Annotated in this window: 19 protein-coding genes; 3 read left to right on the forward strand and 16 right to left on the reverse strand. The window is 58.8% G+C overall.

What is annotated here, in order from left to right:
* Window positions 1–4 precede the first annotated feature (4 nt).
* The 10 genes from dnaG to RXV90_RS01895 form a co-directional block, all read right to left on the reverse strand.
* Complete coding sequence (dnaG, locus tag RXV90_RS01850; protein WP_316646532.1) at window positions 5–1,942, reverse strand: DNA primase; 1,938 nt, start codon at window positions 1,940–1,942, stop codon at window positions 5–7.
* Between the two features lie 65 nt (window positions 1,943–2,007).
* A complete protein-coding gene (locus RXV90_RS01855) occupies window positions 2,008–3,330 on the reverse strand; it encodes a pilus assembly protein TadG-related protein (RefSeq protein WP_316646533.1) in 1,323 nt (440 codons plus the stop codon).
* Between the two features lie 4 nt (window positions 3,331–3,334).
* Entirely contained in the window at window positions 3,335–3,730 is a 396-nt protein-coding gene (locus RXV90_RS01860; protein WP_316646534.1) for a TadE/TadG family type IV pilus assembly protein, read from the reverse strand.
* A gap of 258 nt (window positions 3,731–3,988) precedes the next feature.
* A complete protein-coding gene (locus RXV90_RS01865) occupies window positions 3,989–5,317 on the reverse strand; it encodes a Tad domain-containing protein (RefSeq protein ID WP_316646535.1) in 1,329 nt (442 codons plus the stop codon).
* Between the two features lie 3 nt (window positions 5,318–5,320).
* Window positions 5,321–5,731 (reverse strand): TadE/TadG family type IV pilus assembly protein, encoded by a 411-nt coding sequence (locus RXV90_RS01870; RefSeq protein WP_316646536.1) that lies wholly within the window; start codon window positions 5,729–5,731, stop codon window positions 5,321–5,323.
* A 206-nt stretch (window positions 5,732–5,937) separates the two neighbouring features.
* Complete coding sequence (locus tag RXV90_RS01875; protein WP_316646537.1) at window positions 5,938–6,291, reverse strand: pilus assembly protein; 354 nt, start codon at window positions 6,289–6,291, stop codon at window positions 5,938–5,940.
* 223 nt (window positions 6,292–6,514) lie between these two features.
* A complete protein-coding gene (locus RXV90_RS01880; RefSeq protein WP_316646538.1) occupies window positions 6,515–6,916 on the reverse strand; it encodes a TadE/TadG family type IV pilus assembly protein in 402 nt (133 codons plus the stop codon).
* A 144-nt stretch (window positions 6,917–7,060) separates the two neighbouring features.
* Window positions 7,061–8,497, reverse strand: a complete 1,437-nt coding sequence (locus RXV90_RS01885; protein WP_316646539.1) for a Glu/Leu/Phe/Val family dehydrogenase — start codon at window positions 8,495–8,497, stop codon at window positions 7,061–7,063.
* A 129-nt stretch (window positions 8,498–8,626) separates the two neighbouring features.
* Entirely contained in the window at window positions 8,627–9,154 is a 528-nt protein-coding gene (locus RXV90_RS01890; protein WP_316646540.1) for a hypothetical protein, read from the reverse strand.
* Window positions 9,151–9,429: a DUF3572 domain-containing protein gene (locus RXV90_RS01895; protein ID WP_316646541.1), complete on the reverse strand. Its 279-nt coding sequence runs from the start codon at window positions 9,427–9,429 to the stop codon at window positions 9,151–9,153. The genes RXV90_RS01890 and RXV90_RS01895 overlap by 4 nt, the downstream gene beginning before the upstream one ends.
* A 92-nt stretch (window positions 9,430–9,521) precedes the next feature.
* Between RXV90_RS01895 and RXV90_RS01900 the strand changes: the two genes are divergently transcribed.
* Window positions 9,522–10,892 (forward strand): diguanylate cyclase, encoded by a 1,371-nt coding sequence (locus RXV90_RS01900; protein WP_316646542.1) that lies wholly within the window; start codon window positions 9,522–9,524, stop codon window positions 10,890–10,892.
* Window positions 10,893–10,958: 66 nt separating this feature from the next.
* Here the strand turns inward: RXV90_RS01900 and RXV90_RS01905 are convergent, their stop codons facing one another.
* Genes RXV90_RS01905 through RXV90_RS01920 form a run of 4 tightly spaced genes read right to left on the reverse strand, consistent with a single transcriptional unit; the run spans window position 10,959 to window position 12,907 of the window.
* Window positions 10,959–11,447 (reverse strand): periplasmic heavy metal sensor, encoded by a 489-nt coding sequence (locus tag RXV90_RS01905; RefSeq protein ID WP_316646543.1) that lies wholly within the window; start codon window positions 11,445–11,447, stop codon window positions 10,959–10,961.
* Window positions 11,444–11,788 (reverse strand): hypothetical protein, encoded by a 345-nt coding sequence (locus RXV90_RS01910; RefSeq protein ID WP_316646544.1) that lies wholly within the window; start codon window positions 11,786–11,788, stop codon window positions 11,444–11,446. The genes RXV90_RS01905 and RXV90_RS01910 overlap by 4 nt, the downstream gene beginning before the upstream one ends.
* Complete coding sequence (locus RXV90_RS01915) at window positions 11,781–12,410, reverse strand: RNA polymerase sigma factor (RefSeq protein WP_316646545.1); 630 nt, start codon at window positions 12,408–12,410, stop codon at window positions 11,781–11,783. Before RXV90_RS01915 ends, RXV90_RS01910 begins: the two co-directional genes overlap by 8 nt.
* A gap of 20 nt (window positions 12,411–12,430) precedes the next feature.
* Window positions 12,431–12,907, reverse strand: coding sequence for an EF-hand domain-containing protein (locus RXV90_RS01920; protein ID WP_316646546.1), 477 nt, complete (start codon window positions 12,905–12,907; stop codon window positions 12,431–12,433).
* 206 nt (window positions 12,908–13,113) lie between these two features.
* Between RXV90_RS01920 and RXV90_RS01925 the strand changes: the two genes are divergently transcribed.
* Window positions 13,114–13,512, forward strand: coding sequence for a DUF983 domain-containing protein (locus RXV90_RS01925; protein ID WP_316646547.1), 399 nt, complete (start codon window positions 13,114–13,116; stop codon window positions 13,510–13,512).
* A gap of 46 nt (window positions 13,513–13,558) precedes the next feature.
* On the forward strand, window positions 13,559–14,233 hold the full coding sequence (locus RXV90_RS01930; protein WP_316646548.1) for an NUDIX hydrolase: 675 nt from the start codon (window positions 13,559–13,561) through the stop codon (window positions 14,231–14,233).
* 28 nt (window positions 14,234–14,261) lie between these two features.
* Here the strand turns inward: RXV90_RS01930 and RXV90_RS01935 are convergent, their stop codons facing one another.
* Together RXV90_RS01935 and RXV90_RS01940 are read right to left on the reverse strand one after the other, a co-directional pair.
* Window positions 14,262–15,164: a DMT family transporter gene (locus RXV90_RS01935; RefSeq protein ID WP_316646549.1), complete on the reverse strand. Its 903-nt coding sequence runs from the start codon at window positions 15,162–15,164 to the stop codon at window positions 14,262–14,264.
* A gap of 39 nt (window positions 15,165–15,203) precedes the next feature.
* Complete coding sequence (locus tag RXV90_RS01940) at window positions 15,204–16,103, reverse strand: fatty acid desaturase (RefSeq protein ID WP_316646769.1); 900 nt, start codon at window positions 16,101–16,103, stop codon at window positions 15,204–15,206.
* Window positions 16,104–16,235: the final 132 nt, after the last annotated feature.

Below are 16,235 nucleotides of genomic sequence, written 5' to 3' on the forward strand. Positions count from 1 at the left end.
AGTGTCACTCCCGATCACTGTCCGAAGGCGCCCCTGAATGGCCAAGCTGACGGAGGATCGCATCAAATGCATTCCGCTCCTCCCGCTTCAGCTTCACGCCGTTTGGGGCAATGTCGTATTCGGCCCTATCCTCGCCTGCAGCGCGGCTGGCCTCTTGCTGGGCCCGTGCTGCTTCGCTGAGCCGCCACGTGACGGCCTCATCCGCCAGTTCCGTAATGTCTTCCAGCGCCTCCGCTATCTCCCGCTCAGCACCCCTGCGGGCGGCCAGTTTCGCAAGTTCCTCGGTAACGCATTGCCGCGCGAGGCCCACATCGCCAGCATGTCGAACCGGCGGCGCGATCTGCACATGGCGCGGCTTGAACAGCTTTTCAAGGGCATCCTCACCAGCGGCGGCGGCTATATCTTCGCGAACCTCATGCGCAAGCAAAGCATCGCGGATAACGGCATGTTCGGGTAGGCTCAGATCCATGATCTCGAGCGCGCTCTCAAACTCCGAAACAAGCTCGGGATGCGTGACGAGAGCAGCTAGAATGACCGCCTCTCGAAGAACGTCCTCAACCGCCCCTTCCGCTACCGCCAGAAGGGAAGCGCGAGTTGTTGGCAAGACCGGCGCAGCCTTCGGGCGCCATGCCCCGCCGCGAGCGTTAGGTGGGCGGGACTGGCCGAAAAGCTCGCGCCTCAGCCTGTTGATCTCATCCCCGTAGTGCGACCGAATCGAGCGATCTCCGATCCTGCGGATTGCAGCTCGCAAGGCCTGGTCCAGGGCGGCACGACGCTCTGGGCTGTCGAACGCCCTGCCCTCCGTTTCACGGCGCCAAAGCAGCTGGACCATCGGCACTGCCCCGTCGATCAGGCTTCGCATCGCCTGCGGGCCGTCGGCTTTCAAAAGGTCATCAGGATCTTTCCCTTCAGGCAGGATCGCGAACCGCAGGCTCTGCCCCGCCTCCAGCATCGGCAAAGCCAGGTCGATCACGCGCATCGCCGCCCGGAGACCGGCAGTATCGCCATCAAGAGCAATGACCGGTTCGGGGTGCATCCGCCAGAGTAACTTGAGCTGATCTTCGGTCACAGCCGTGCCAAGCGGCGCCACTGTCGCCGCAAAGCCAGCTTCGGACAGCGCGATGACGTCCATGTAGCCTTCCGCAACGATAAGCGGCGCACTCTTTCCAGCGGCCTCGCGGGCTGGCCCCTGATTGTACAGGCTGCGTCCCTTGTCGAAGAGCTCGGTTTCTGGCGAGTTCAGATACTTCGCCCTCGCGTTGGGATCCATTGCGCGCCCGCCAAGCGCGATCGCCCTGCCCCTGGCATCGCGGATGGGAAAAATGATTCGCCCGCGAAATCGATCGTAAGGCGCGCCGCTATCTTCGGGCCGTGCGCAGAGGCCCGCATCGACGACCAGATCGGCAGCCACCCCTCTACCGGTCAGGTGCTGAAACACGCCCTGCCGCGCATCCGGAGCGAAACCAATTTCCCAGCGGTCCCACGCCGCCTCGGAAAGACCGCGGCCCTGCAGGTATTCACGCGCCATCGCGCCCGCGGCCGTCTTTAGCTGAAGGCGATAGTGCTGGACGGCCTGCTCCATGACATCAGCCAGAAGCGTCCGCCGATCAGCCTTTTCCTGCGCCTTCGGATCTCGCGCCGGCACCTGCATGCCCGCTTCTCGGCCGAGAATCTCCACCGCCTCCATGAAGCCGACATTCTCGGTCTCCCGCACAAAGGAAATCGCGTCTCCCTTCGCGTGGCAGCCGAAGCAGTAGTAGAATCCCTTCCGGTCATCGACGTGAAAGCTCGCAGTCTTCTCCTGGTGAAACGGGCACGGCGCCCACATGTCGCCCTTGCCCTGGTTCGACTTCCGAGCATCCCACATGACCTTCCGACCGACCACTTGGGCCAGCGACAGGCGGCCGCGCAACTCATCCAGAAAACCGTCGGGAAGACTCATGGGCGAATTATCATCCCGCCAGGGGTAAGTGTCCAGCGGAAGCCCGGGAGTTCGGGGCCCGCCAGCTACTGAACCATCGTGAAGGTGGGTGGAACGAACTCCGGCACGTCCGGACCGCGCCCGCAGTTCGCCATCGAATTGTTCGACGGATTATCAATGCGGCCGCCCGCAGTGAAGTTCACTCCGGCGAGCCCATTCGCCTGAGAGGAGGCGTGGATATCTCCCGCAGCAATGATATTCGCGCCATACCCCTGGAAGCCGGCGGCGAAGTGAATGTCGCCCATAGAGATCAGCGTCGCCCCGCGCAGGCCGTCCGTGCAGAAGTCGACGTCTCCAAGGCGAAGTCCCAAAGGCGCGCTTACCGCCTTCATGCCGACAGCTGTAGAGATCACAACAGCATTCTCGACCGCTGCTCCCTGCCTGAAGGTCAGCTTACATTCGGTAATCAAAACTGCATTTTCGATAATCTCGTTCTTCCCGATCGTGAGGGTTTGGCCGGTGCACCCGAAAATGTTCACGGCGTTGGAAGCAATGACCAAGGCAGTCACATCCTTCTTCATGGTTTTTTTGTTGACCGCCATGACGCTAAGATACGCTGGGTCTTGGATATCGCTGTAGGGATCCTCGTATTCGAGAATGGCAGTCGGCAAAGAGTCTATGATCTTCTGGACCTTCGTCATCGAGTCTTCTTTGTGCGCCTGCTTAAGGCCCGGATTGTTTGTATATTTGTCCCCGGGGGCCACGAGATCATCATAGACCGGCATCGAGACGATCGTGCCGGGCGCAAAGGAATTCCCGTTGTTCAGTTCGACGTGGGTTTCCGAATGCAGGCAGAACTCGTCGTCGTAGTTGTTCTGGGATTGCACATCGATGATCCCAACCGCAAAGAAGCCGGCATGGGAATTGCAGAGCCCTTCTTCCATGGCAAAGACCGATGTCGTGGTCAGATCGATCTCCCAAATACCGAGGATCTTCATGAGAAATGTCTTTACGCCATTGCCGTTCGCGCGCGTCATTTGCGTTGTTGCACGTGCTGCGGACGTGGCTCCTGATGTGTGCGTAAATGTCCGCGTTGCCGGGTTCCATGTGCCGAACTCGACATTCGCAGACGCAAGGACATTTCCGAAGAGCTCGACCGGCATGTTACCCTCCGCAAGAGAAACGGCGTCGAGCTTTGCCAGCGGCTCCGTTGTGCTTTGACGCGAAACCAGCGCGGCGTGCGCAGCGACATCGGCGGCCACCTGCAAATGCGTGTGCTGACGCGTTGCATTCCACGTATCGATCGCAAGACCTCCGAACATCAGGATCATCGTCAGAAGGAAAAGTGAGAGGATGGTGATGTTTCCGTCCTCTTCGCCACGGAACTTCATACAAAGACGCGAAACCATTGGCCTAACTCTCCAGAAGGTGCTGCGCCTGCACCCTGACGGTTAGCCCGCCGAAGACACCGGTCGCTCCCGACAAATCGATCTCTCCTGACGGTAGCGTCACCGTCGCGGTCACAATATTCGATACGATGCTGCAGGTTGCGGTCGCGCTGGGCGCCAGCTTTTGTGTGACGTCCTCCAACCAAGTTTCCAATGCGTCGCAATTTGCGAGCGTTCCGACCACGAAGTTCCGGTTCCCATCCTGAACCAGACGGTGGATCCGCGACTGATTGGCAAAGATCATCGCAGCATCCGCGATCATGATGAACAGAAGCATGAAGAAGGGCAGCCACAGCACCGCTTCGATTGTTGCACTTCCGTCTTCGTCGGCGGCCCGCCGCGGCAGGTTGAAGATCGACATCCCGATGTCACCTCTTACTTACGCGCCCTACCTGTGAGGCGCCGTCCCGATGACTTCGGAATGCCCCGCAAACTTGGTAGCATTCGTCACGAAAGGTGGCGTAAACACTGATGGCAAGATGTGTGAACAATTTCACATTCGGCCAGACGTCGCTCGAACGCGTGCACGCATTCCAAAAGCAAACCGGCCCCGAAATCGGGGCCGGTGCCTGGATGCAACTCTCTGCCTTTACCGAGCCAAGGGCACACGCCCCGGCGATCACATCACCATCTTGAACACCGGGATCGCAAAGGGCGTCGGCGGGCCGAAGTTGCAAAAGCCCATGTCGCCGTTTGCAGTCACATCGAGTTCACCTCCTGCCATAAAATTGATGCCGGCGAGGCCATTTGCGTTCGAAGTCCCACTCAGATTGCCCGCCGAGATCACATTGCCACCGTAGACCTCAAGCCCTGAGGCAACAGAGAAATCGCCCATCGTAATAAGTGTTGCACCGCCCTGACCATCGTTGCAGTAAGTGCTTGAACCGATCCTCAACCCTGATGGAGCACTCACAGACTTCGAGCCAGTGTTCAGCACCACCAACGTTGCATTTTCAAGTGCCGCGCCCGAGTTAAACTTAACCTCGCATGGGGTCACGATGACCGCATCCTTGATAATTTGGTTGTTGTCAAAGGTCAGCGTCTTGTTCTGACAATCCATATAATTCACGGCATTTGGTACGATATCAGTGGCCAGAACGTTAGTTTTCCACTTCTTTGGCGTACTCGGGGGAGCCGTCATGTCGGTTATGTAAGATGGTTGAATGGAGGCTGTCGGGACGAGGTATTGCATTACCAGGTCCTCGAGGCCGTTGAAGAAGGTGGTCAAGTTGTAATTGATCGAGTCGAGCGCCTCGTAGAGGCCCGTATTCCCATCCATGCCCGATTGAGGCACAACAAGATCGCTTTCGTTCGGCATGGACACAACTACGCCGGCATCGAAGATCGAACCCTGGTTAAATTCGACGTGGGTTTCCGAGTGAACACAAAACCCGTCCTTATAGTGGTTGTTTGACTGGATATCGACGCGACCGACGGCAAAATATCCCTCTCCGCGCGGACACCAGCCTTCGTCGTAATCCCAGACCGAAACCGTGTTGAGATCGAAGGAATCGACACCAATCAGCTTCAGCAGGAATGTCGACACGCCGTTGGATCCGGTGCGCCGGGTCGTTACGCGAACGGCAGTTGATCCGACCCCAGGAAGAAACTCGCGCTTGACGCCGTCCCAGTCTCCGAATTCGATATCGGCCGTCGCCAGAACCGAGCCGTAGATAGATTTCGGCATGTTCGCTTCCGCGATCGCGACGCCCTTGTCGATCGCGTTTTGCTCCACCGGATCCTTGTAGCGCGTATACAGCGCAGCATGACCTGCGGCGTCTGCGGCGCCCTGCAGTTGGGTGCGCGCCTGTACAGCGTTGTTGACGTCGATCGCAAAGCCCGCCGCCATCAGCATGACGATGAACAGGAACAGCGACAGGACGGTGATACCGCCCTCTTCATTGCCGGCAGCAATCCGCGCCAGCTTACAGACTTGAAGCAGTTTCATGGCTTAGGACTCCGTTTGATGAATGGCCTTCACGTTCATGGTGAGGTTTTTGAAGACGCCGGTGACACCGCTCAGATCCGTTTCTGAAGCTGGGTACGATACCGTCGTCGTCAACAGGCCGTTTGCGTCGATGGAGATCGTCGCATCGGCGCTCGGCGCAATATCGTCGAGGGCTGTCTCGAGCCACGTCTCCATCGCCATCTGGGGATTGGGCTCAAGCTTGAAAACGCCCGACACGAACTGCCGGTTGGCGTCCTGAACGATCCGATGAACCTTCGCCTGATTGGTGAAGATGGACGTTCCGTCCAGGATCATGATGAAGAACAGGAGGAGAAACGGGATCCAGATGCACGCCTCGAATGTGGCACTGCCCTCATCCTCCTTGCCGAAGCGCTCGATACGCGCCTTGGTCAAGCTCAATCTCGTCACGTTACCATCCTTCCAACACGGGACCGCCCCCAAGGCCACGGCTTAAGCCAGCATCAAATGACCGGATGTTTTTGGCAGAAATGGGGCACCATGAGATCACGCCCTCAATTCCTTCAACCGACCCTGACAAATCATGGACAATTCAAGCCTCTGGCCGTTGTTTTTGACGTCTCCGATATCGTGCGGTCAGGTCACGAGTTGCCGCGCTCTGAGAGATGAATGGATTCGATGTTCACCATCATCCCGGTGAGGAACCCGATGCCACCTGAGATATCGATATCGGTGACAGGCACGGCGACGCCTGTCGTCGCGATGTTCAGTGTAGTCGAGCAGGATGCGACGGCCGACGGCGCATAATCCTCAATCGCTTCCTCGATCCAGATTTCGAGCGCATCGCAATCGTCGATCCAGCCCACAGCCATCCAGCGCTGTCCATCCTGAACCACACGCTCTATGCGGGCCTTGTTCATGAAGACGAAGGAAGCATCGACGACCATCATCAGGATAAAGAACATGAGCGGGAACCAGAGGATGGCCTCAACCATCACCCAACCCCCTTCATCATTTCGAAACCGCCGAAGCCGACGTTGCATCGTTTGTATCCCCAACCACTAAACCGCAGTTATGCCCAGCGTCAGGCTGACACTCGGCAAACGGAACGATAGCCGGAAATGTTGGGCAGAAATTTGGCGACAACCCGCCGGAAATCGGCCCGCCCCTTCCAGAAGCGCGCCGATTGCACCTTTTCGACAGATTGGTAGAGGGTGGTCAGAACCGCTCGGTCAGGTGGAACCGGTCAACCTTCATCGTCATTGACCGCAGTAGGCCGGTCTTTCCCGTCAGCGTGACGTCGCTGGCCGGGAAGGTGACCTCGGCAATCGCGATCGCGCCCTCTTCACTGCACGATACAGAGACGTTGGGGGATATGATTCCAACCTTGTCTTCAAGCCAATCCTCGGTTTCGTCGCAATCGTCGAAGGCACCCACAGCATAGCCGCGAACGCCCTCTGCAACGATTTTGTCGATGCGCGCCTTGTTCATGTAGAAGATCGAGAGATCGCAGACCGACACCAGGATAAAGAACATGAGCGGGAACCAGAGGATCGCCTCCATGGTCATAACCGCACCATCTTCGTCGCGCCGGAACCGGCGGAAGGACGCCTTCAGCATCGCACTTACCTCACTCGTTACACAGACACTCGAAACGCGGGCGCCTAAAACACAACCGCAATTGATGAGAGTTTTAGGCAAAATATGTGTGAAGCGGTTCACATTCGGGCAGAAACAGACCGTTTCCACCGCAATGTGTCACTCTCAGAGCCCCTTGGCCCGGTAGCTCGACGCTACGCGGCCGATGGAAACAATGTAAGCGGCGACTCGCAGGTCATGGACATCGTCCCGGCCATGCCAGACCTCCCTCATTGACTGATAGGCGGCCCGCATTGTGTCGTCGAGACCAGATCGCACAAGTTCGAGCTCGCCCGCACCACGCAGATACTTGTCCTTGAAGCCCGGGCTCAGAGTCCAGCCGGTGCCTGTGTCCTTCGACAGCCGCTCCAGTTCGTCGACGATCAATTGGTGGCGGGCCTCTTCCTGCCTGCGCTGCATCCGACCGAAGCGGATATGGCTGAGGTTCTTGACCCATTCGAAATAGGAAACCGTCACACCACCCGCGTTGGCGTACATGTCCGGAATGATCACACAGCCCTTCTTGCGAAGAAGCTCGTCCGCCCCCGCCGTCACCGGGCCATTGGCCGCCTCGATGATGAGAGGTGCCTTGATACGCTCCGCGTTGCCCAGATTGATAACGCCTTCGATGGCTGCGGGGATCAGGATGTCGCACTCGTTCTCAAGAACGCTCAACCCATCCTCGACATAGGTTGCATCCGCGTAGCCGGAAACGCCGCCGTGATCCGCAATCCAGCGGCGCACGGCTTCGACGTTCAATCCGCCTTCATCAACCAAAGCCCCATCACGTTCGATGATCGCAGTGATTTTTGCTCCGTTCTCTTCGGACAGGAACTTCGCTGCATGGTATCCAACGTTTCCAAGCCCCTGAACGATGATACGCTTGCCGTCGAGACTTCCCGACAATCCAGCAATTACCATGTCCTCCGGGTGCCTGAAGAACTCCTGAAGGGCGTATTGCACGCCGCGCCCCGTGGCCTCGGTTCGCCCCTGAATACCTCCGGCGTGCGGCGGTTTCCCGGTCACACAGGCATTTGCGTTGATGTCGGTCGTATTCATGCGCCGATATTGATCGGCGATCCAAGCCATTTCGCGCTCTCCGGTGCCCATGTCCGGGGCAGGAACATTTTGCGAGGGGTGGATTAGATCGCGCTTCGCAAGCTCGTAAGCAAATCGCCGGGTAATCTGCTCGAGTTCATGTTCGTTATACTCTCGTGGATCAATGCAGAGCCCCCCCTTAGAACCACCGAACGGGGTTTCGACAAGCGCGCACTTGTAGGTCATGAGAGCTGCAAGTGCCTCAACCTCGTTCTGGTTGACGGTCAGCGCATACCGGATCCCCCCTTTCACGGGTTCCATATGCTCCGAATGGACGCTGCGGTATCCTGTGAAAGTGTGGATACTGCCGCGAAGGCGGACACCGAACCGAACGGTGTATGTCGCGTTGCAGACTCTGATCTTTTCTTCGAGCCCTGGCGGCAGCTCCATCAGGCTGACGGCACGATTGAACATCAAGTCTACGGATTCACGGAATCCAGGCTCGTTCACCGGTCTCGCGTCCATTCTGTCCTCCCACGACTGATATATCGCCGGTCGCGCCGACGTTTTTCAGGCGAGGTTAACAGGCCTAGCCAACGATGCCAGTGCCAATGACCAAAAAACAGGCAACTCACTGACGTCAGAGCAGAAGCTTCAACTTGAGCTCTCTTCGTCCCTATCGGAAATCGGGCCATCCCGTTCCGCCAACAGGGCCGAAATCATCTCGGCCATGAACTTTCCTTCACTGGCAGGGGTAACGCCCCCTACCCCGACTAAACGCCCGATCTTCCACCACATTCCGGGAACCCACGTGCGGCTGCCATCCGAAGAGTTGAGCGTAACGAGAAATCCGTTTGACGGTTTGAAGGCGAAAGCGCCGCGGTCGACGCCGCGCACGTTTTCCATCCGCGCCAACACCTGGCCCGAACTCGAACGCAGCTCTTCGCGTGTCAATTCGATCCAGCCTTCGGTCGCCCGGATCAGGCGAAACGCACCGTAGAGCGCCACGACACCGACAAACGCCAGCGTCACAGACCAGAGAACACTTCCCCGCAGCATCGTCGCCGAAAGAAGCAGGAGCAAAGCGCCAAGAGCTGCCTGCACTAGCACACCGATCCAACGCCTTGTACCGCGCGGCGTGAGAGTCGCGAGAATGCGATCGGGATCGCCCGGATCAGTCATGTCCAGTTCACCATTTCACCGCCCGGAAGTGCAGCCCTTGCTGCCATCGGGGCCGAATATTCCAATCCATTCGCATCGCAAAATGCGATCACCCATGCGTCGTCCATGGTCAGGAAACCCAGCACCGCACCGAGGAAGTCGGCGCTTTCCGCCTCCGCTCGCAGGGTGTCCGCCGTCGCACCGGTTGCGCCTAGGAAAACAGAAAGAAGCTCTTCGTTCCCCGCCAGCCAAGTCAATGCCTTAAGCGCCACCGTTTCTGCGGTTTTGCGCTCCATCTCAACGCCTCCTTACCTCGGAAAGGCTTTCTTAACCTTTGTGTAGAATACCTCAATATTACGAACGCAATTCTTACTATCGGCATATCCCAATGCGCAGTACGATTCTCATCGCCGACACCATTTCAGATCGTAGAATCCGGCTTCGAACCAAACTAGACCAAGGTCGCTATAGAACTGTTTCCGAAACAGGCAGCGAGGGATTGAGCCGACGGATTGCAGAGGACAAGCCTTCCCTTCTCATCTACGACATCAGTTGCGACGTCACCTCCAGCATCGAAAAGACCACGATTTCGAGCATAAAGGCCCGACCCGATTGCCCGGAGTGCCCGATCCTCGCCTTGGTATCTCCGAATTCCGCAAAGACGCGTCTAGGCGATCTTCTCGCGGGCGCGGACGCCGTTCTGGCCAGAGATGCTCCTCAAGAATTGCTTCTGGCCCTGATCCGCAGCTTGCTGAGAAGAGCAGACACGCGCGCGGCGCTTCAGCGTAGAAGCAATACAATCCAGGATCTCGGTCTTGCCGACCCCGGCGAGGGCTTCAATACGCCCATTCGTGTCGCGTTGGTCGCCGAGGAAATTACCGGTTCGGAGAACTGGGCCCGAGATCTTGAAAACATCAAGGGCATTCGTGCGACGAGTTATACACTCGGATCGGCGCTCGATGGGTTCGAGATAGCTGCGCCACCCGATATCGCTGTCATCGAAGCCCCGATGTCGTATCCCGGCGCCGCACTGGGGCTACTCGCGGAACTGCGCGCCCGGCCGTCGACACGGCATTCCGGCATCATAATCGTGCACGACAAAGCCGACATACACACGGCCACCATGTCACTGGATCTCGGAGCGAACGAGATTCTCGAAGAAGGGTTCCTCGCCCAGGAACTTACCGTCAAGATCGAGCAGTTGGCCCGAGCCAAGCGAGAGGCGGAACAGCTTCGCGCATCAGTGGACACGGGTTTGCGGCTTGCACTAGAGGATCCGCTGACTGGCCTGTTCAACCGACGCTACGTTCTGGCACATGCACAGAGGCAGGCGGGACTTGGTGTAGGGTATTGCGTGGTAGTTGCCGATCTCGACCGGTTCAAAGCCATCAATGACAGTTTCGGCCATAGTGTCGGTGACGAAGTGCTTGTCGCAATAGGGCGGCGCCTCCGTGAGAACGTGCGAAGCGTCGACATGGTTGCGCGCATCGGCGGCGAGGAGTTCCTAATTTTCCTTCCTGACCCCGATCCCGTTGCCGCTGAAAGCGCTGCTCAGCGACTTTGCGATATCATCCACGAAACACCCGTGGTGCCAAGAACTGGTTCACAATCGATCCGGGTTACCGCAAGCTTCGGGGTCGCTGAAGCACGAGCTGGCGAACCGCTAGAGGATGCGATCAAGCGTGCGGACGAAGCGCTTTACGCGGCCAAGAAAGCCGGTCGAGACACAGTGTTGCTCTCCCCTTCTTGCGCGGCTTGAATAGGCTGCGGAAACGCGATCCGATCAGAGACACGCGGTCAAATCCCGTGCACATGAAGCCAGTACTCAACGTCGCGAATACTTGCGCAGAACACGCTCCAACCGGTCGGCATAGGCACGCCGTTCGGCAACGGTGAGACCCTCGAGATACTCAATGAAAACGGCTTCGCCTGCCGCCTGCCGCCCCTGTGATCGCCCCCGCTCGGCGCCGAGAAGTGCCGTCACGCCAGCAGCGTCGAACTGTTCTGCTCTCAACGCCGAGAGGATGACCCGCAGATCACGCCTGACGGCCTCGTAGTCTCGGCTATAAACCGACGCACGATCGTACAGAGCGCCAACAAGGGCACGGCGATCGCGTGGCTCCAAAGCAAGGACGAAAGGGGGGGGAGCAAGGTCACGCGCCCCACGCAGCCGATCCGCTCGTTCCCCGTCACCTCGACTTGCCACCACGCCGATGACAACCCCCAGAACCAGAAGGTTTATTGTCAAGGAAACTATCAGAAGAACGCGCATCCATAAAGGCACGCCACCCGCCCTTGCAGCCGGGCCAGTCATTCGAGCCCCCACGCGAATTCGCTGTAGCCATATCCGGGGTCAGTCGCATCCAGCCCAGTGATCATGGCGGTGCCGAAGCTTTGGGATACCACTCCCGCTGGGTCTGTCGCGCCAATCCAGACGCCCGCAACCCCCGCCGCGGTCAGGCTCGCAAAAGCCGGCCAGCCGCCTAAGGCAGAAAACGTCTTCCAGACCGAACACCGGGCAGCGGGGGGCGCGGCATGCTTCGCGATTTCCGCTGCCGCATCCACCTCTATCCGCGCCAAAAGCGCATCCGACGGAGTGGGCCGCGCCTTGCGCGCATGTCCGAGCAAATCCTCCAGGGCGTCTTCGTCAGTCATCTTCATACCCCAGTTCGTACTTTCGCCCTTCCAAGGCAGCCTTCAATGCCCGCTTGCCGCGAGCCGTCAGACTCTCGACCGCCTCCACTCCGATGTCCATCACCCGCGCAATTTCGGGATTTGTTAGTCCCTCGATATGGCGCAGGATAACGGTCTGCCGCTGGCGCGCTGGCAGTTCCCTCAGTGCCGCGTCGAGCGCCGCCAACCGATCGGCAGCAATGAGTTGGGCCGTTGGCCCCGGCGCATCGTCTGCCGGATCGTGCACCGGATCCACCACGACCTGATGCCTGCACTTTCGCAGTCGGTCGATGCAGAGGTTTGCAACCACCTTGTAAAGCCAGGTCGTCACCTTCGCTTCGCCCTGGCGCCAGTCTGGCGCGATCCGCCAAAGCCTCACCATCGCCTCCTGCGTAACATCTTCGGCTTCGGCGGCATCCCCGGACAGCATACGTGTCGCAAAGGACAGAACACGCGGCGTCAGGCGTCGGATCAACAGACCCGCCGCCTCCATGTCGCCGTTTCCATAGGCGACAAGAAGCGCCTCGTCCGGAATGTCGTCCATCGGGGCTCGCCGGCTGTTGGCCTCTTTGCTTTGCGTAGCGTGTGCGCGAGGCCCCGACAATGCAGCCGGGGCCACCAAAATTAGCGACGCTCTTTTCCATGGCCACGGAGCCCGCGCGCCTGAGCGAAGTGCGCCAGCGCCGCCTCGAACTCTTCGGCCGTCACTTGATCGTCACCGTTCGCATCGACCCTCGAAAACATCCGGTCTAATCCCCGGCCGCGCCCGTCATGTGCCGCAATCGCATCCTGGGACAAGAAGCCGTCGCCATCGGCGTCAAACCGCTGAAACGCTTGCGCCGCCATTTGGCGCGCCCGATCCACAGCCGCGGCGACAAACTCCGCCTCGGTCAACATACCGTCACTATCTTTGTCGGCGTCAGAAAACCGCGACTCTCGGGCCGTTTCCATTTCCATGCGCGTAACTGTGCCGTCGCCGTTGAAGTCCAGCTCATCGAACTTTGCGCGCATGTCACCGGGACCATGATCTCGCGCCAGTGTCGCGCTTCCCGCCAATGCAATTCCTGCTACAAGCCCCACAATGATCAGTGTCTTCTTCATCTCAATCTCCGTTTAAATTCTTCGGACGGGCCTCTGCGCCTGTCCGCGTCGTGCTTTTCAAACGGGCTTAACCGCTGATTCCGTCGGCACGCCGCAAAAGAAATTTGCGACATCCCGCCGCAAGGACGATCTGTGCAATGGCAGTTGAGCGGGAAGTGTCTACCTGTAGCCAAATAAGAGCAGGACGTTTGCAAGGCAGATAGCCCATGTACGATAGCGAGATCTCGGAGATCACAGTAGCGGAAGAGGACACACGCGAGCTGAAGCCAGCACTGTTGCGCGGTTGGCGGCGACGGTGCCCGCATTGTGGCGCGGGCCCCATGCTTAAGGGGTATCTGACCGTGCGCGATGCATGCCCTGTTTGCGCGGAAGATTTCACTCATGCGCGTGCCGATGACGGCCCGGCCTACCTTACCGTTCTGATCGTAGGGCACCTTATGGCACCCGCGATGATCTGGGCGTTCACGACCTTTCGTCCCGATCCGCTGATCCTTGCGAGCGTGTTCTCGGTTGGATGCGTGGCACTCTCGCTCTACCTTCTTCCCCGGCTCAAGGGTATGGTCGTGGCCTTCCAGTGGGCACGACGGATGCACGGCTTCGCCTGATTTCTTGCCTTGCCCTGGTCGGTACGAATTGGGGGCACATGCCGAAATGACTGATACTCCGATCCGCGATGCGGCCACAGTCATTGTCTTGAGAAATGCAACGACTTCACCCGCCGTGCTGATGGGACAACGGGGCGCGGGCGCGGCCTTCATGCCGAACAAGGTGGTCTTTCCGGGCGGAGCCGTCGATGCAAACGACGCTCACGTTTCGCTCGCCCAACCGTTACCCACGAATTGTGCAAATCGGATTTCCCAGAATTGCATTGGCCCGGGCGCGAACGCTCTAGCAACCGCCGCTATCCGGGAATTGTGGGAGGAAACAGGGCTCATTCTCGGTCGGCGGGCATCCTGGCCGGACGCCCCGAGCGAATGGGCCGCCTTCGCTGCAACCGGGCACAGACCGGATGCAGGCACGCTGAGCTTCGTCTTCCGTGCCATAACGCCACCCGGCCGCCCCCGCCGCTTCGACGCCCGTTTCTTCCTCGTCGATGCCAACCACATCTCCGGCGATCCCGACGATTTTTCACGCGCCTCCGACGAGTTAACGCACCTTCAATGGATTCCCATCGACGCCGTTCGCCGTTACGATCTGCCGTTCATCACCGAAATCGTTCTGGCTGAAGTGGCCGCCCGCCTGCCTGATCTCGGCCCACCGGCGCTCGTTCCCTTTTTCCAGAACGACGACGAAGACAGCCGGCTTCGGGTTCTTGGACGCGTCTGATGCTTATGGAGCAGCAGCTCACCCAGGCTCATGTCGCCCAAACGATCATGACGATCGACATGGTCAGGACCACCATTCCAATCGCCTCGCGGGCCGAAATCCGTTCGCGAAACCATACTGTCGCTGCGACAATCGAAAACATCAGCTCCACCTGACCCAGCGCAAAAACGTAGGCGGCATTCTGCAGGCTGAAGGCGGCAAACCAGCAAAAGCTTCCGATCATCGACAAGACGCCTGTCAGCCCGGCGACACGCCAATTTCGGAGAACCGCTCCAAGCTGCCCCGGTTCACGCCATAGCAGCCAGCTTCCGAGCGCCAGCGACTGCGCCGTTGTCACAATAGCCAATGTCATACCCGCCCGAAAGGCCGTGTCTCCACCAGCAACCTCGAGCACGGCACCGCGATAACCCACCGCGCTGATCGCGAAGAAGACGCCGGACAAAAGCCCCAGCCCAGCCGCCCGATTGAAGAAACGGCGAAACCCGTCGCGATCACCACCAGGCGGATCTGAGAGCCAAATGACCCCGAAAAATCCGACAGCAACCGCGAACCCGGCTAACGGTGTCACTACGTCTCCGAGGATAAGATACCCCGCCAAAGCGGTCAGCATGACTTCGGTTTTCTTGAAGGTGATTCCGACCGCGAAATTCCGGCGCTGAAACAGTGCTACCACGCACATCGTCGCGAGGATTTGCGCAAGACCGCCGAACATTGCGTAGCTCCAAAACGCTCCATCAAGTGATGGGACCGCAAAGCCTTGCCAATTCGCGTACAGCGCTATTCCGATGGCCACCAATGGTGCTGAATACAGAAACCGCGCAAGCGTAGCACCGCCGGTCGACAGTGCCGTCGACTTCAGATGCTTCTGCGCCATGAAGCGCAATGTCTGCGCCAGAGCGGCGGCAATCGTTATCGGAATCCAGGCGTCCACACGGAACTTACTGGCACGCGGTGCCGCCGCCGCCCAGCCCTATCCTGCCGGGCGGAAAGGGTGCGCAACAGGATCCTTCCGTGAAACCAAATAGCGCCGAAACACTTCGCCATAGGAACGAAAGACGTATCCCCCGTTCCGACGTTGGTAATGCACGCGGTGCGCAGCATAGAGTGCCGGCAGCTTGTACCACGGCACCTTGGGGTGCATGTGATGCACGACGTGAAGGTTGTTGTTCAGGAACATGAACGCCAACGGCCCTCTGTCCTCGATGATCACTGTCCGGCCGCTTGCCCGCTCATGAGCCTGATGTTCAAGAAAAGTCCGGATCTTGAGGATCGACATCGCGCCATAGACGGCAATGATATAAGCCCAGATGGGCATAGAAGAGATCTCCGTCAACCAGAGCCAGAGCACTCCAAGCGCCGGGATATGAAGAACCCAGCCAAGAATCACTCGCCGGTCCCCGGCCCTCGCGGCGCGCCAATCCGATGACATGAATGCGACATGACCAAGCACCGGGCCCACCAGAAGCCGCCCTGTAAGCGTGTTGTTGAATTTCAGGATTGCCTGTGCTGCTCGGGGCAAACCCGCCCAAACTTTCGGATCGAGATAGTTGGATTCCGGATCGTCATAGGGGTCTGTGAGCACTGCGTCGTTGTGATGGGCGAGGTGAGTGTCGAGGAACCTCAACACCGGCACCGTGGCCACGAGGGGAACGCCTACCAGTGCAAGATTGAGTTTCTCTCGTCCGGGAAACGGATGTCCATGAACGATCTCGTGTGTCAGAGATGCGTGAAGCGCAGACGCGATCGCAACCATTATGATAGCGGCCGCAAGTGACCATTCGGCAAGGTTTGTAGTGGCGACAACCCAGACGCCATAGCAAATTGCAAGCAAAATAAGCGTCGGCCATTCCGGCCGAACTGGCTTCCGCATCCCCGATAACCCAGTGTCCTTTGTGAGAACTGCAAGCCTCACATTCCCGTGATCGACAATGCCACTGGCGCGACGAATGCAAAATCCGGTATATACGCAACAAGAATTCCCATATGTTTTGAAAAATCAACA

Origin of the sequence: Ovoidimarina sediminis, assembly GCF_032586175.1 — a bacterium.
GTDB classification, from domain to species: Bacteria; Pseudomonadota; Alphaproteobacteria; order Rhodobacterales; family Rhodobacteraceae; genus Ovoidimarina; species Ovoidimarina sediminis.

Excerpts from the sequence above, each read along its gene's own strand:
- dnaG (WP_316646532.1), bottom strand. The coding sequence starts at position 1,942 with ATGAGTCTTCCCGACGGTTTTCTGGATGAGTTGCGCGGCCGCCTGTCG.
- RXV90_RS01880 (WP_316646538.1), bottom strand. The coding sequence starts at position 6,916 with ATGCTGAAGGCGTCCTTCCGCCGGTTCCGGCGCGACGAAGATGGTGCG.
- RXV90_RS01905 (WP_316646543.1), bottom strand. The coding sequence starts at position 11,447 with ATGACTGGCCCGGCTGCAAGGGCGGGTGGCGTGCCTTTATGGATGCGC.
- RXV90_RS01865 (WP_316646535.1), bottom strand. The coding sequence starts at position 5,317 with ATGAAACTGCTTCAAGTCTGTAAGCTGGCGCGGATTGCTGCCGGCAAT.
- RXV90_RS01875 (WP_316646537.1), bottom strand. The coding sequence starts at position 6,291 with ATGGTTGAGGCCATCCTCTGGTTCCCGCTCATGTTCTTTATCCTGATG.
- RXV90_RS01860 (WP_316646534.1), bottom strand. The coding sequence starts at position 3,730 with ATGTCGATCTTCAACCTGCCGCGGCGGGCCGCCGACGAAGACGGAAGT.
- RXV90_RS01855 (WP_316646533.1), bottom strand. The coding sequence starts at position 3,330 with ATGGTTTCGCGTCTTTGTATGAAGTTCCGTGGCGAAGAGGACGGAAAC.
- RXV90_RS01900 (WP_316646542.1), top strand. The coding sequence starts at position 9,522 with ATGCGCAGTACGATTCTCATCGCCGACACCATTTCAGATCGTAGAATC.
- RXV90_RS01920 (WP_316646546.1), bottom strand. The coding sequence starts at position 12,907 with ATGAAGAAGACACTGATCATTGTGGGGCTTGTAGCAGGAATTGCATTG.
- RXV90_RS01890 (WP_316646540.1), bottom strand. The coding sequence starts at position 9,154 with ATGACTGATCCGGGCGATCCCGATCGCATTCTCGCGACTCTCACGCCG.
- RXV90_RS01940 (WP_316646769.1), bottom strand. The coding sequence starts at position 16,103 with ATGCGGAAGCCAGTTCGGCCGGAATGGCCGACGCTTATTTTGCTTGCA.
- RXV90_RS01930 (WP_316646548.1), top strand. The coding sequence starts at position 13,559 with ATGACTGATACTCCGATCCGCGATGCGGCCACAGTCATTGTCTTGAGA.
- RXV90_RS01885 (WP_316646539.1), bottom strand. The coding sequence starts at position 8,497 with ATGGACGCGAGACCGGTGAACGAGCCTGGATTCCGTGAATCCGTAGAC.
- RXV90_RS01925 (WP_316646547.1), top strand. The coding sequence starts at position 13,114 with ATGTACGATAGCGAGATCTCGGAGATCACAGTAGCGGAAGAGGACACA.
- RXV90_RS01895 (WP_316646541.1), bottom strand. The coding sequence starts at position 9,429 with ATGGAGCGCAAAACCGCAGAAACGGTGGCGCTTAAGGCATTGACTTGG.
- RXV90_RS01910 (WP_316646544.1), bottom strand. The coding sequence starts at position 11,788 with ATGACTGACGAAGACGCCCTGGAGGATTTGCTCGGACATGCGCGCAAG.